The organism is Streptomyces sp. NPDC020983, assembly GCF_044333485.1.
In the GTDB taxonomy this organism is placed as follows: Bacteria; Actinomycetota; Actinomycetes; order Streptomycetales; family Streptomycetaceae; genus Actinacidiphila.
This window is the reverse complement of the sequence record NZ_JBIRRA010000007.1, coordinates 501405-515678: the sequence shown is the minus strand read 5'-3', so window position 1 is coordinate 515678 and position 14274 is coordinate 501405. Positions and strand designations below refer to the sequence as shown.

The window sequence follows — 14274 nt, the reverse complement described above, 5'->3', positions numbered from 1 at the left end:
GCCGGCCTGAAGCTGTTCGTCACCAACATCGCCGACCACCTCAAAAAGGGCCTGGTGTCCTGGCTGCTGGGCACCGCCGTCAAGGCCGGGCTGAACCTGCCCTCGTCCTTCGACCTGAAGGGCATCATCCAGCTCATCACCGGCCTGCTCGGCCTGACCTGGGCCAACATCCGCGCCCGCATCACCGCCAAGGGCATCCCCGACCAGGCCATGACCGAGGTCGAGAAAACCGTCCCCGTCGCGCAGAAACTCGCGAAGGAGGGCCCCGCCGGGATCGAGCAGGAGATCGTCAAGGACGTCGGCGACCTCAAAGCCACCATCCTCGGCAAACTCACCAGCTACCTGATCCCCACCGTCGTCATCGCCGGCATCACCTGGATCCTGTCCCTGCTCAACCCCGCCTCCGCGTTCGTCCGCGCGGTCAAGGCGATCATCGACATCGTCTCCTTCGTCATCAACCAGGGCGCCCAGGTCATCGAGTTCGTCAACGCCGTCCTCGACGCCGTCATCGCCATCGCCGACGGCGGCCAGGCCGGCGTCCCCAAGATGGTCGAAACCGCCCTCGCCGCCGCCATCCCCACCCTCCTGGGCCTGCTCGCCTCCCTCCTCGGCATCGGCAACCTCGCCGCCAAGGTCAAATCCGTCTTCCACGCCGTCGCCAAACCCGTCAACCGCGTCATCGACAAGATCGTCGGCTTCATCATCAAGACGGGCAAGAAGATCTGGGCCAAACTCAGGGCAACCGGCAAGAAGGTCAAGGACAGGCTCACCGGCAAGGAAAAGAACGGAACAAAGGTCAAGGGCCGTAAGAACGAAGCGGCTGCCCTTGCAGACGCGGACCGGGAACTCACCAAGGCCGGCTCCCACGAGGCTGCGGCGACCGGCCTCCGCGCCGTGGAACGCAAGCACGACGTCCCGCTCCGTCTGGTCGTGGATTCCCACACTCCAGAGGGCGAGGTGGTGCATGTCCAGACTGCCCGGACCGCGCAGCACACCCTTCGCGACGACAAGCAGACGCGTGACGAGATCAAGACGGCGATGCGCGACAAGCACAACAACACGCTCATCGAGCAGGTGCACCCGTACTGGTGGAACACGTACATCAGCAAAGTCCGAGCCGGCCCCCTGCCGAACTCGCCTCCCCTGTTCTCGTTGGCCGATCTCGCGGGCACCGACACTGACGCACGGGCGCTCAGTCAGACGGACGGATTCGTCCAGCCGCTGCTCGACTATTTCAAGGGGAACCGGAAGACGGCGGAGGCCAACGAATTCTACAACCATGTGTTCGGCTCTCAGAGCCCCCAAAGAAAGGCGTTCCTCCAGGCCCTTGGGGCGCCCGTTCCAGCGGTACTGGCGAGGCTGGCCGCGAGCCGACTGCCGTCAATCACCGACGAGTCCTTCCGAACGAGTCTGCAGGATGCGGGCATCGAGCAGCTCGGGCCGGGCATCTACAAGGTTGGTGTCTCACCCTACGGACAGTTCGACCTTCCGACCCTGCGGCAGAAGGAGCACTCGGACTACTTTCCAGAGAACATCCACAAGGTTGTTGAGGGTGACACGGCTACCATCACGTACACGACGCGGGCCGGCAAGAACTTCACGGTGGTCGAGAAGGGAAAGGACCGCTCGGAGTCGCTCACCGTGACGGGCTACGACCTGAACCTCAAGCCCAGCGGCGCCCCACGCGGCATCACGCAGACCCCAGCCGGCTTCGTGGAGGGTGAGGAGATGAACCGGGCACACGGCGTCGCTGACATGTTCGGCGGATCCGGATTCCAGGAAGGCCTGAACCTGGTGTCGACGAGCGACCACTACAACAAGCAGATCCAGGGCGCAGCGGAGAGATCGATCAATGCCGACATCCAGACGTTCGCCGTGCTGAACGGGGTGGACGTGAGCGGCGTGTCCATGGACCTCACGGTCACCATAACGTTCGGCATACTGGTCAGCGACATTCTCAAGGACCGGGTCACGAGCCTGCCATGGTACAAGGAGTCTGATCCGGAGTCGCAGCAACGGTTCCTGGATCTCCTGCAGAAGGTCTCCAATCCTCCGATCCGGCGGGCGGAGCAGACGAAGTACGAGTACGTTCTGAAGGCCAACGGCAAGAGCAAAAAATACACCCCCGAGCCGGTCGGAGCCGATGTGTGGCTCTTCGTGAGAAAGAGTGCGAGCTGACGTGAACATCGACGAGGCTGTGACCTTCTTCCAGGAATTCCTCACCGCGGTGTACGAACAGGACGTCGCCAACCTTGCGGAGCCGGACGATCAGCTCGAGCAGAGGGTCGCACGCACGGAGAGCTTCATGTACTCCTCACCCGGCACCAGCATGACGTCCCCGTTCATGCGTCCTCGCGGTCTGCCGGCCGAGGAGTTGGCCGAGATCGCAGAGAAGGCAGCGCTGCCGGTGCGCCGCCGGGTGTACATGGTTGTGGAGTACGACGTGCCCGGGTGGGGCACCTGCTTCGCGGCCAACGTCGGCGGTGGCAAGGACACCAACTACATCGCCTACGAGCGCCAGTACTGGGCGATGGAGGTCGACGGGCTGCCCAAGATCGTCGCGCTGTACGGGATCGACTTCTACGCTGAGGGGCTCGCCTGGGAGAACCTCATGGGAGCGGTGCTCGAGCCCACCGGCGATCCAGTGGCAGTCCGCGCCTTGGAGGAGCCTCGCGTCCCACGTGATCTGGATGACTACCAGCGCGTGATCGCGTCGGCCCCGCAAGATGGCGCGTAGCCTCTGTCTCTTGCGTCGTCGTCGCTGGTCTTCGGCATCGCCTTCCACGGCCGGCTCTCAGGCCGACCGCCGACTCACCTCACCCGACTTGCACCCCTGGCAGGACAGACTCATGGTCACTCCCGACTCGGGGCGATCGCCCCGAACCCGCGGGTGCCAGAGCACGGTGAGGTCGAGGCGTCCTATCTTCAGGCGGTCGCGGCCTTCGCCAGGGACACCGGCGTCGATCACCTGGTCGAACGGGAACCGCAGATCCTGTCCCTGGCACACTTCGGCGTAGAGGCCCGGTGGACGGCTTGGGGCTGGACGGACTCTTCCCTGCTGACCCAACCGGCTTTGACGACGGGCAGAGGTGCCGCTCGATGTCGGGCTGGAGCTGGTGCGAGCCGTGTTGCGCGACAACGGCGCCTGGTGCCAATGGGAAGAGGAGGGCGCTTTCGCGGTCCATGTGGGATGGGACCAGTACCTGTACATCGGCAGCGCCCCACCCTGCGAAGAGGCACTGGCACCGAAACAGCCGTCGTCCGCGCCGGGTGGGCCAGTCAAGGAAGTCATGGGTGCCGCCGGCGAAGTCGGTGCGGATCAGGGTGCGCCGGCCGCGTCGGAGTTGGAACAAGGCCTGGCGGGTGGTTGCTACGTGGTCGCTCGCGGTGCTGCTGCCCGCGTTGCCCGGCCGCGGCCGGCCCGCGACCGGCTCGCCGGAGCCGTGCGGGCCGTGGTCGACGAATGCGACCGGAGGATGGCGGCCGAAGGTCTTCTTCCCGCGAACCGCTGTCGGCGGGCCCGGCCCATGGCTACGCGGTCCGGTCAGTCAGCAGGGAGCGGGCCAACCGGGTCTGCATCGCGGCCAGCCCGCGGACCACCGGAACCGCCGTGGCCAACATGACCACCCCTACGGCGGTGTTGAAGCCGATGTCGACTGCCCGCGAGCTGGTGTCGAATATCAGCTCCGCCAGTCCCTGGTCGTCCGGCCCCTGCGGCAGGGACCACGACCATGAGCCGTAGAGCAGCTCGCCCACACCGCCGAGGGTCCACGTCAGCGCCACGCTGAACGTGATGACCTGGAGCGGGAAGGCGACGACCAGATGGGCCAGGTCGCGCCAGGGCTGTGGTTCGCGCACCGCGCGCAGCCACCCCGCCCATCCCGCGCCGGCCTGCCGGGGGTGCTGCAACGGCAGCGGACGGCCCGTGACGGCCGTCACCCGTCGGCGTTCCGTGTTGGCCAGCGCCCGTGCCGCGCGCAGGGTCCCGGCCAGGACCGGCAGTCCGACATAGATCAAGAGGGTGGACACCCCCAGGGCGAATCCGGTGACCGCTACGGTGAACGCCGCCGTCCCGAGGGGCAGTCCGGACAGGAGATAGCCCAACTCCCGGCGGAATCTGTGGCCAACGGGCCCGGTCTCGGTGGACGCATGCAGCACGGTGGGCGAGGCGGTCTCAGTCATGGCACTACGATCGCGGTTACGCGCGGCCGGCGTCCAACCTGCTACCCGGCCACCGGGGGTAGGGCTTGCCCTACCCCCACAGGCCGAATTGGTGATGACACCGGGGCAGACGCTCGTCTGGGCGTTGGCCCGGCACGCGATGGTCCCCCTCAACCACGGCGCCCCGCGCTCCGCCGCCGACCTCGCCACGCGCGCCTGCGCCGAAGCCGGCAGGAAGCCGTCAGCGGCTGCCGCGCTCGCCGCAGCCGTCGCCGCGCGGGCCGTCCTGACGACGCGGGCCGACGCCGCCCCCTGCGGCATCTGCCGACCCGACCGGCCGCTGCGCGCCGCGGCGTAAGCCCGTCCGATGCTGCCGCTCACGCAGGCAGCCCGCTTGAGCAGCCGGTGGTCACTGCGGGAGGTCGCCCTCTTCGACCATGTGGAGCAGCTGCCCGCGGAGCCCTGCCCGCTTCACCGGGTCGTCCGAGGCCTCCGCCGTCACCGCCATGGAGCCCATGCCGGGGTCCCCCGCCACGACCTCAACGACCCCGTCGTCCGTATGGCCGTTGGCCGCCATCGTCAGGACCGTCGCCAGCTCGCGGCGCACGTCGTCGGTGGACAGTTCCTCGTTGACCGCGTAGCCCGCTGCCGGGTGTTCGCGTTCGACCAGTTCGGGCCGCTGGGTATCCGTCCCACCGTCGGCTCGTCCATCGGTCAGCTCGATGTCATCGCCCGTGCTCCCGGACCGTACGCGCTTGCTCGCCGGCGCCACAGCGCGAACCGGTGAAACCACCCGGCCGAAAGTGCGTGCGAGGTAGAAGGCGCCAGGCCGGTCCCGGGCGGCCGCTGGGCCGGCCCTCGCGCGGATGCGCTGAGCGGGTCACTGCGGGGCGGGCAGCCGGTCCAGGCTCCAATATGCCGGCGACCCGCCACACCGCCCCGATCGGACCGTACTCGGCCAGCCGGGCCGCGGTGGTGGTCGTCACGACCAGGCGGCGGTACCGGACCGGCCCCAGGCCGGCGGTGCGGGCCAGGAACTCCGCCCCCGGCTCTCCGGCGCGGCGAGGTGCCGGCGCGAACACCACCGGCAGCCGCGGGAACGGCTGGTCGAGGTACGGCCCGGCGTAGTGCTCCCGCCGGTGCTGGCGCGGCGCCCGCGCCGCGTTCCCCCGCCTCGACCGCGGCGCGGTGCGGTGCGGTGCGGTAGGCGGCATAGCGGCCCGGCTTCGCGGTCGGAGGCGGTGGTCAGGGCGTGACCGTACGGGTCTCGGTGGTCAGCGCGACGTCGGAGAAGCCCTTGTGCCACCAGTGGTGGTGGCGGCGGTAGACGTCCGGGTCACGAGCGGCGAGGAACGCCGCAAGCCCCGCGGCCTCCTCGGTGAGACCCTGCCAGGTGCGACCGTCAAGCCGGTGGAAGGACGTGAGCTCGACCCCGGCGTCCACCGCCCGCCAGACGCCGGCTACTTGGCCGTCGACCAGCAGACAGGGCAGCATGTCGCCGTTGCGCCGTGCGACCAGCGGCCGGTACCGGGCCGGCAGGATGCGTCCTGGCACGGCGTGCGCGAGCAGGGTGCTGTCCCACATCGGCAACAGCCGCGGCGGCACCGGCACGGACTCGTCCGGCAGCCCCGCGCCGGCCAGGTCGTACAGCGGTGCCGGGCCGCGGCGTGCTCCGGGACCGGGGATCTGGACGACCTGGTCGCCCAGCGCGTCCAGCGCCCGCGTGGCGGCCGCGCGGCCGAGCAGGGTGAAGCGGGCGAAGTCCCCGAGAGTGGCCGGTCCGAAGGCCCGCAGGTACGACAGGAGGAGGCGCCGGGTTCCGGTGTCCGCGGGCTCAGTGTTCTCAGCGCTCTCAGCGCTCTCAGCGCTCTCAGCGCTCTCAGCGCTCTCAGCGCTCTCAGCGCTCTCAGCGAGACCGGTATCCGCTATGGCCCGGTAGGTATGCGGTTGCCGGAATGACCAGGGGCCGCCAGTAGGGCTGTGGCGGATCGGGGCGTACGTGCGCAGGGCCCACCAGATGCGGTGGGCGTGCTCGCCGAACCGGTCGGCGAGTTGCTGCTCGACCTCGGCGCCGGTGCGCGGTCGGGACAGGAACCGGGCCAGTTCGGGAAGGAGCCTGTCCGCGTCCTCGGGCGCTGCGCCCGTCGCGGCGTAGCGGCGGTCGTGAAGACGGACCGCGCGCAGACTGCTCGCCATGGCGGCGTGGAAGGCCGCGTAGTCGTCCGCGTGGACCGCGTGGAGCGTGATCCGCATCAGTGTCGCCTTCACGAGCCGGCCGTCGGCGAAGGCGGCGTCCAGGTCCTCGGGCGTGAAGTCCTGCAGTCTGGTCCACAGCGCCAGGTACGGCGAGGCGGGCGCCTGCGCCTGCAGTGCGCACAGGCGCCGCACCGCGGTCGGTACGTCCAAGGAGGCGCGCTGCAAGAGCAGTTGTCGATCCAGGGTGGCCAGGAGGAGGCGCCGCTCGGAGATGCCCACGGCACGATCATGCCACCCGCACACGGGGGCGCGATCGGCTCCCGGCCCATCACGACCGGTCGGCTGCCGGTCAGCACCCGGTACGGGCGTGCCGCCGCCACCCACCGTGAGGTCCGGCGACCGTGCCGGCGCCGACTGCCTCGCGGCGGGCGGCTCGGGTGCTCACCTCCCGGTCGTCGCCGCTGTGGGGGCGGCGGCGCGGGGAGCAGCGCGGATCACGCGTTCGTAGCGCTTGTCCCTCAGCAGGATCGGCAGCCTGGGCATGGCGACTCAGGCGGCTTGAGCCTGTTCGCTGTGCCGGCCGACCGCGGCACCGTGCGGTCAAGGGGTCGGACAAGGGGGCAAGGGAGGCCCGCGGTGAAGGCCCCCGCCCGGGCACCGCGCCCCTCACATCGCACCCGCCTCAATTTTGCTGACTGTCGCCGGGGAGCGCCGGCTTCTGTCACGGGCGGCCTACAGGCGGGGGGCAGCAACCGGCCCCCACTACCCGACCGAAGGAGACGGCCAGAGGCGCAGCCCGAGGACCAGCCACCGCATCGACCACCTGGCCCGCCTGGTGGACAACCTGCTCGACGGGCTCGCCGCACAGGCGGCATTCGGGCGGGCGCAGAGCAGGTGACAGGGCCGGGTGGCCGATGGTCGCGCACACAGGTCGCCTTCCACCGTTCCACGGCCGTGACCTGCGGTAGTGATGTCCGTAAAACGCGGCCCGGCTCCAGCAGCGAAAACGCGCACCGTTGCGCGTCACTGCCCCGCCCTGGAGGCGCGTCAGCCGCTGGTGGCCGCGCCGGAGCGCACGAGGCCGGACTCGTACGCGTACACCACCGCCTGGACGCGGTCCCGCAGACTCAGCTTGGCCAGGATCCGGCTGACGTGCGTCTTGACCGTGCCCTCGGTGACGTTCAGGTGCGCGGCGAGTTCGGTGTTGGACAGGCCGCGCGCGATCAGCGCCAGCACTTCGCGTTCGCGCTCGGTCAGCGTGGCCAGAACCGCCGCGGAGGGCCGGTCGGCGCCCGGGCCGGGGGCGGGCGCGGTGCGGATGTAGCGGGTGATGAGCCGGCGGGTCACGCTGGGCGCCACCACCGCGTCGCCCCGCACGACGACGCGGACGGCCGCCAGCAGGTCGGCCGCGAGGGTGTCCTTGAGCAGGAAAGCGCTCGCGCCGGCGCGCAAGGCGGAGTAGACGTACTCGTCGAGGTCGAAGGTGGTGAGGACGAGGACCCGGGCGTGGTCCGCCGCGCAGATCCGCCGGGTGGCCTCAACGCCGTCCGTCTCGGGCATGCGCACGTCCATCAGGACGACGTCAGGCCGCAGTTGGGCTGCCAGCGCCGCCGCCTCGGCGCCGTCGCCCGCCTCGCCGACGACCTCCATGTCGGGGGCGTTCTCCACGATCATGCGAAAGCCGGTACGTACCAGGGCCTGGTCGTCGGCGAGAAGGACGCGTACGACGCCGGTCATCCGCTCCGCCCGTGGATCGGGAGGCACGCGTGTACCGCGAAACCACCGCTTACGCCCGGCCCCGCGCTGCACCGCCCTCCGAGCAGCATGACGCGCCGCCGCATGCCCGGCAGCCCGTTGCCGCCGTTCGGGCCCGCCCCCGTCCACGGGCCGCCGCCCCCGGCCGTGCCCGCGCCCGCCCCGTCGTCGCTGATCTCGATGGTGATCTCCCCGTCTGCGTACCGGAGTGCGACGTCAGCGGTCGCGCCGGGCCCCGCGTGCTTCATCACGTTCGTCAGCGCCTCCTGCACGATCCGGTACGCCGACAGGTCCACCGTCGACGGCAGCGCCCCGGCGGTGCCCTCGACTCGCAACCGAACGGGCGTGCCGGACTGCCGCACGCGTGCCAGCAGGGCGGGCAGCCCGTCCAGACCCGGCTGTGCCTGCCGGGTGCCCTCCGTCCCGTCCCGCCCGTCTGGCTCGCCCAGTGCGGCCAGCACCCGGCGCATGTCGGCGAGCGAGTCGCGCCCCGTGGCGACGATCGTACGGAGTGCGGCGCGCGTGGCGTCCGGCCGGTTGTCCAGCGCCGCCTCGGCGCCCTGCGCCTGAACGACGATCAGTGACAGCCCGTGCGCGACGACGTCGTGCACCTCGCGGCTGATCCGGCCGCGCTCGTCCGCGACCGCAAGTGAGGCCTCGCGGTCCCGTGCCCGCTCCAGGTCCTGGGCGCGGGCGTGCAACTGCTCCAGGTAGGCACGCCGGTTGCGGTTCCCCGAGCCGACCGCCCACGCGGCGACCAGTGCCGACCCGAGAACCGGGAAGCCACGCCACGGGCTGGACCCGTCGCTCTTGCACACCGCCCCGCCGGGGTCCGCGCCCACAACGGCCCGAGCACCCTGCGGCGACGGCGCGGAACCCACCACAGGCACGGTGGCCTGCGACAGGCCCGTCTCCGATGCGCTGACGTGCCGGTTGCACACCCGCAGGTTCGGCACCCGCAGCGACCGGGCAACAGGTGTCCCGATCAGCCCGGCCACCAGCAGCACCACCGCGCCCAGCGCCAGCAGCGACGCCAGCCGCGAGCAGCGTGCCGCGACCGTGCCGAGCAGGACGAGTACCGCGAGGTCCATCACCGTGGGCAGCACCCCGACCGCCACCCGCGCCGCCGCCGACACCGAGCACACTGCCAGCATCGTCACAGGCCACCTGCGCCGCAGCATGACAGCCGCCGCGGTCAGCGCGGTGGCGGCCCACCACACCGTCACCGCGCCCGCGCCGCCCCTGCCCTGGCCGGCCGGGGGGTGCACGAGGCCGGACACGTCCGTCAGCAGCAGGCACGCCAGCAGCAGACCGCAGGTCAGGGCCACGTCCTGGATCTGCGGTCGGCGGGCCCAGGAGCGCAGGACGGCGATGGGAGAGTCCCTCATGGTCGCGTCAGTGTAGGTGCCGCCGCTGTGCACCGGATCTGTCGCGAGAGGGATACGCGGGCGGCCCCGTACATCCCACGACAGACCTGCGATTCGGGCTCACGGCAGACGCGCCGGGCACCAGCTGGACGGCAAGGTCGCCGTATGACCCGATCGACGACGACCGAACACCGGTCCGCCAGCTCCCCCGTTCCCGACCGCCCCGTGGATTCCGTCCTCGGCGCCCCCTCCAGGGGCACCGGCCTCAGCCGGCGCGGCCTCCTGCGCCGTGCCGGGCTCGCCGCAGGCGCGGCCCTCCCGCTGCTGGGCCTGGCGGCCACCACCACACCCGCCCGCGCGGACGTGCCCACCCCTGCTCCTGCCCCCGGCCCGGACCCGGACCAGCTCTTCCAGGACGGCGACCTCACCGCCGCCGAGTACGCGTACGCCCGCCTTCTGCGGGCCGACCCCGGCAACGCCCACGCGGCCGCCCAACTCGGCTACCTCTGCCTGCTCTCCGACCGGCTCACCCCAGCCGGCCGCCTCCTGCGCGAGGCGCTGCGGCTGGACCCCGGTGACGACGACGCCAAGCGCCACCTGTCGCAGTGCTACCTGCGCCAAAACCTGCCGGCCCCCGCCGGCCCCCTGCTCCCCCCGCCCGAAGCGGCGCGGCAGGCCGCCCTCACCGGCACGCCGTACGAGATCCGAGGCGCCCAGTCCACTCGCGTGCCGTTCCTCGCCCTCGACCCGCTGCCGCAGGTCTCGGCGAGCGTGAACGGTGGCGCGTCCGGTCGCTTCGTCCTGGACACCGGGGCCGCCGACCTGACACTCACCACGGACATGGCCCAGCGGCTGGGGCTGAAGCCCGTCGCGATGTCGCAAGGCATGATCGCCGACCGTACCGTCACCACGTATCTCGGTGTCGCGTCGTCACTGCGTCTCGGCGGAATCGAGGTGCGCAACGTGCCGGTCACCTGGATCGACGGCGGGATCCTGGCGTTCCCCGACGGCACGGTCACCGACGGCACGATCGGCATGTCCGTCTTCTACCGGTTCATCACGACACTCGACTACGCCAGGCAGGCCCTCGTCCTGCGCCGCAAGAACACCGCCCAGCAGCGCGCGTTGCGTACCGAGGCCGCCCGCGCCGGCCTGCACCCGCAGCCGCTGTGGCTCGCCGACCACCTGCCCTGCACACCTGCCGTCCTCAACGGCTACGGACCGCGCATCGCGACGATGGACACCGGCGGTGCGGGCGCCGGCGTCAACACCAGTCCCGACAACGCCGCCCGAGCCGCCATGGCCGTCGACTGGTCCCACCCCACGCCCATCAACGGCGGCGCGGTGACCGTCTACCCGGCCACCGTCGACCGCGTCGCCCTCGGCGCCGCGGTCGCCCACCACGTCCCCGCATCCGTCGGCCCGACCCCCTGGGAGGGCATGACCCGGTTCTCCACCATCGGCAACATCACGCACGAGTTCTACAAACCCTTCGCCGTCACCTTCGACTTCGCCACGATGCGTCTCTACATCGGCTGATCCTCTGCCCGCCGGAACCGGAAGGCTCCCGCCGCACCGCCCCGCCACCACCCGGCAGGCCCGCGCCGCCCCGGCACGCGCCGATACCGCAGCGTGCCAGGTGTGTGCCCGGGGCGCTGCCACACACGCAAGTGGCCGGCGCGGGCAGCCGATGGACTGGCTGCCGCGGAAGCCTGCGGGCGGCGAGGCGGCGGGCTCAGGGCCGCTTCGCCTGCTTCCTCCACCGGCAGCAGACGGGTGCCGGGGCGTCAACTCTTGCCCGCCCCGGGGGTGGCCAGTGGCGGCCTGGCCCGCCCGGGAGCGGGATCAAGAGCAGCGCGCAGCTGTTCGACGGGACGGGCCTGGCCCCTGTGCCTGAAATGAGCACGCAACCACCCTGGCCGAAATGCGTTGCCCGGGTCGGTACGTGCGTACTTAGATGAGGGCTGTGCTGTTTCAGGAGGAGTTGATCGCGCGGGTCCGCGAGGCGTGCTCGGCCGACGACGGCCTGGACGCGGCGTTGATGTACGGTTCGTTCGCTGCAGGTGAGGCCGACCAACACAGCGACATCGAGTTCTGGTTGTTCTTCACGCCTGAGCGTCGCGTCGAGGTCGATCCGGGTTCGTGGTGCGGGAGCATTGCGCCGATCTCCTACGGGCTGCTCAACGAGTTCGGCTCCTTCGTGGCGTTCTTCCCGGGACTGGTACGGGGGGAGTTTCACTTCGCGACGGTGGATGAGATCACCAGCGTTGCTGACTGGCCCGCCCGTGGTGCGGCAGTTGAGCGGATGCTGGTAGTGGACCGTAGAGGTGTGCTGGAGCCGGTGCTTCGCGCCATGCCGGAGCGGTACGTCCCGCCGGTCGACAGTCCGCAGGCGGTCGCTGAGTACTGCGACCCGTTCGTCAACTGGCTCGTGCTTGCGTATCACCTGGTGGGGCGTGGCGAGAATCTGCGAGCCTGGGACGCCCTCGGGCAAGCTCAGCGTCATCTGGTGTGGATGGCGCGTCTGGCTGAGCGGTCCACTGCACACTGGCTGACGCCGGAGCGTGGTGCTGAGCGGGAGTTGTCGGCGGCAAGCGTGGCCGAACTGTGCGCCGCTACTTCGGCCGCTTCGTCTGAAGCACTGCTGGAGGCACTGCGAGCCGCGCTTCGGCTCGGCCATCGGCTGTGGCTGGTGCTCGCCGATCGATACGATCGACCAGCCCCGACGGCCTTGTTCGCGCAGCTGGCCAGTGCCCTGGACGATCGTGCCGCCGATCGCTGAGCCAGGCTCAGGACGGCGCTGCACAGGGTGATCAGCTCGCTCAGACCCGCGGCTTCGCCTGGTCTTGTTCACCAATGGTGAATCGCCCGGGGCCGGCGGAGACTGATGCGCCCCGGCTTGCATGGAGTCGAGTTGCTGGAGTCTGACGAGCTCGTGCAGGGTTGGCCGTGACCTCGGTCGGCATGGTTCGTCGGACCTGTTGCGGTGGGGGTTGCAGCGCGTGAGGTGATCGTGTCTGAACGGCGGATCACGGGTCCGTCGCGGGGCGCGATCGCAGATCTGGTGGCTGAGGTGGGCCCGGGTTGGCGGGCCCGGCGTGATGCGGAGGTGTGTGCCCGGCCGCGGCGGCGGGCTGTCGGGGTGGGCAGCGTCGACCTGGAGATCATCGCCGACGCCGCCCACGAGGGTCTGGCCGCACAGAGACCTACGGCCAGGTCGTCACGCCGCCCGAGAAGGCGCCGCGGCGAAACAACTGGAGCACCTGCAACGGCTCATGGCTCACCACGAACAGGCCCGATTCGCCCACTCCTCACGGCGCGTCCCCCTCGAGAAACGGCATCGCCCACCTCAAGAACTGGGGCGCCCTCGCCCGGCATCACGGCCACCGCCATCATCTGCCCGACACAGTCCAAGCCGTCGCCGGCCTTCCGTCCGACCAGCAAGCAGCCGACCAGTCCGCCCGACCCACTCTCCCCGCACGACGAGCAGCGTGATCAACAAGCCGTGACACCACTCAAGCACGCGCTGCCAACAACCATGCACGAGCTCGTGAGTACTCCCGTTGTAGATCCCGATCTTGAGTCGTTGATCCCTTCTGTGCCGGTGGGATCGTAGGGCTGCGGCAGACTGGTGCGCCTCCGTGGAGAGGTGGGCAGGTGCCAGTGGATCGCGAGTCGACGGATCTTGAGGCGTACGTGAAGCGGTCTCGGAGCGGTCCGTGCTTCGTGTGTGCGTTTCTGGCCGGGAGCCCGGATTACCCGCATGCGACGGTTTTCGAGGATGTCGATCACGTGGCGTTCCTGGACAGGTGGCCCACGGTGCCGGGCAAGGTCCTGGTCGCGCCGAAGGTGCATGTCGAGCACGTTGTCCGTGACCTGAACGAGGAGGCTTACAGCCGGCTCATGCTGTTCGTCCGGGAGATCGCCCTTGCGGTCGAGGCTGTCTGCGAGCCGGAGCGTACGTACCTGTACTCGCTCGGCAGCCAGCAGGGCAACGCGCATCTGCACTGGCACATCGCCGCTCTGCCGCCCGGTGTCCCCTACCCTCAGCAGCAGTTCCATGCCCTGATGACGGAGAACGGTGTCCTGGCGCTGCCGTCGGACCAGGCGGTCTCGATGGCCGCACGGCTGCGTGAGGCGGTCATCGCCCGGGGCGTCCTGAAGGAGGGATGACCACCGGCGGGAAGCCGACTCTTCCCGGTCGGGGGCCTCCTCGGTTGGTGGCAGTCCGCTGAGCCGCTCGATGTTGACGGCGATAGCCGTCAGACGTGCTGGATGTCGGCCTTTCCCTGCCCTCGGTACCGGCAGTGCCGCAAGCCGTACCCCTGGGCGAACTCGTTGACGGTGGCCTCGAATCCGGAGCGGACCGCTCCCGGCCTACCCCCGCAACCCGCACACGTGAGGCCGGCGCCACGGGACGAACTGCGCGGCTGCCTCGCCTCACCTTGCCCCCACACGCACTGGGCTGAGCGGCCAACGTGCAACGTCGCCGGCGACACCGCGCAGAACCCTGGGTCGACACGAAAACCTGGTTCGCTGTGGCCCTCTGGCGCAGGGAACCCGCGGGGCCGCTCTCCAGAGCATGGACCACGGCGGCGGCCGTCGTCACCACGTGTATGGCCGGCGTGTCCGGCGCGGTGGGCGCAGCCGTCGGAGCGGGGGCGCCAGGGCGCGCCGCGTGGGGGGGGGGGGGGGCCCCCCCGGCCGCCCCCCCCCCCCCCCCCCCCCCCCCCCCCCCCAGCAGCGCGGGGAAAACAGCCCAACGGGGGGGGGGGGGGGGGGGATGCCCCCCCAC

The 14274-nt window shown here is 70.7% G+C and carries 10 protein-coding genes and 2 pseudogenes; 6 read left to right on the top strand and 6 right to left on the bottom strand.

The features are described from left to right. Window positions 1–2178: pseudogene (locus ACH4SE_RS18985) on the top strand (hypothetical protein); the annotation flags it as partial. Window position 2179: 1 nt separating this feature from the next. After that, window positions 2180–2737 (top strand): hypothetical protein, encoded by a 558-nt coding sequence (locus ACH4SE_RS18980; protein ID WP_398544541.1) that lies wholly within the window; start codon window positions 2180–2182, stop codon window positions 2735–2737. Between the two features lie 514 nt (window positions 2738–3251). Here ACH4SE_RS18980 and ACH4SE_RS18975 read toward each other — a convergent pair. Together ACH4SE_RS18975 and ACH4SE_RS18970 are read right to left on the bottom strand one after the other, a co-directional pair. Beyond that, window positions 3252–3503 (bottom strand): annotated as a pseudogene (locus ACH4SE_RS18975) (IS1380 family transposase); the annotation flags it as partial. Between the two features lie 28 nt (window positions 3504–3531). Continuing rightward, entirely contained in the window at window positions 3532–4182 is a 651-nt protein-coding gene (locus tag ACH4SE_RS18970; RefSeq protein ID WP_398544540.1) for a sensor domain-containing protein, read from the bottom strand. Window positions 4183–4276: 94 nt separating this feature from the next. Between ACH4SE_RS18970 and ACH4SE_RS18965 the strand changes: the two genes are divergently transcribed. Continuing rightward, window positions 4277–4519, top strand: coding sequence for a hypothetical protein (locus ACH4SE_RS18965; RefSeq protein WP_398544539.1), 243 nt, complete (start codon window positions 4277–4279; stop codon window positions 4517–4519). A gap of 51 nt (window positions 4520–4570) precedes the next feature. On the opposite strand, the gene ACH4SE_RS18960 is transcribed toward ACH4SE_RS18965, so the two are convergent. The 4 genes from ACH4SE_RS18960 to ACH4SE_RS18945 all read right to left on the bottom strand — a co-directional run bounded on the left by ACH4SE_RS18960 (window position 4571) and on the right by ACH4SE_RS18945 (window position 9500). Further along, window positions 4571–4933 carry a hypothetical protein gene (locus tag ACH4SE_RS18960; protein WP_398544538.1) on the bottom strand — a complete coding sequence of 121 codons (363 nt, stop codon included), beginning with the start codon at window positions 4931–4933 and terminating at the stop codon, window positions 4571–4573. Window positions 4934–5406: 473 nt separating this feature from the next. Next, complete coding sequence (locus ACH4SE_RS18955) at window positions 5407–6636, bottom strand: winged helix DNA-binding domain-containing protein (RefSeq protein WP_398544537.1); 1230 nt, start codon at window positions 6634–6636, stop codon at window positions 5407–5409. A 768-nt stretch (window positions 6637–7404) separates the two neighbouring features. Continuing rightward, window positions 7405–8094, bottom strand: coding sequence for a response regulator (locus ACH4SE_RS18950; protein WP_398544536.1), 690 nt, complete (start codon window positions 8092–8094; stop codon window positions 7405–7407). Further along, window positions 8091–9500 (bottom strand): sensor histidine kinase, encoded by a 1410-nt coding sequence (locus ACH4SE_RS18945; protein ID WP_398544535.1) that lies wholly within the window; start codon window positions 9498–9500, stop codon window positions 8091–8093. The genes ACH4SE_RS18950 and ACH4SE_RS18945 overlap by 4 nt, the downstream gene beginning before the upstream one ends. Window positions 9501–9644: 144 nt before the next feature. Here ACH4SE_RS18945 and ACH4SE_RS18940 point away from each other — a divergent pair, with 144 nt between their 5' ends. The 3 genes from ACH4SE_RS18940 (at window position 9645) to ACH4SE_RS18930 (ending at window position 13652) form a co-directional block, all read left to right on the top strand. After that, window positions 9645–11018 (top strand): aspartyl protease family protein, encoded by a 1374-nt coding sequence (locus ACH4SE_RS18940; RefSeq protein ID WP_398544534.1) that lies wholly within the window; start codon window positions 9645–9647, stop codon window positions 11016–11018. Window positions 11019–11445: 427 nt separating this feature from the next. Further along, complete coding sequence (locus ACH4SE_RS18935; RefSeq protein WP_398544533.1) at window positions 11446–12261, top strand: hypothetical protein; 816 nt, start codon at window positions 11446–11448, stop codon at window positions 12259–12261. A gap of 875 nt (window positions 12262–13136) precedes the next feature. Further along, entirely contained in the window at window positions 13137–13652 is a 516-nt protein-coding gene (locus ACH4SE_RS18930) for an HIT family protein (protein ID WP_398544532.1), read from the top strand. The last annotated feature ends 622 nt before the right edge of the window (window positions 13653–14274 follow it).

Excerpts from the sequence above, each read along its gene's own strand:
- ACH4SE_RS18970 (WP_398544540.1), bottom strand. The coding sequence starts at position 4,182 with ATGACTGAGACCGCCTCGCCCACCGTGCTGCATGCGTCCACCGAGACC.
- ACH4SE_RS18965 (WP_398544539.1), top strand. The coding sequence starts at position 4,277 with ATGACACCGGGGCAGACGCTCGTCTGGGCGTTGGCCCGGCACGCGATG.
- ACH4SE_RS18950 (WP_398544536.1), bottom strand. The coding sequence starts at position 8,094 with ATGACCGGCGTCGTACGCGTCCTTCTCGCCGACGACCAGGCCCTGGTA.
- ACH4SE_RS18945 (WP_398544535.1), bottom strand. The coding sequence starts at position 9,500 with ATGAGGGACTCTCCCATCGCCGTCCTGCGCTCCTGGGCCCGCCGACCG.
- ACH4SE_RS18940 (WP_398544534.1), top strand. The coding sequence starts at position 9,645 with ATGACCCGATCGACGACGACCGAACACCGGTCCGCCAGCTCCCCCGTT.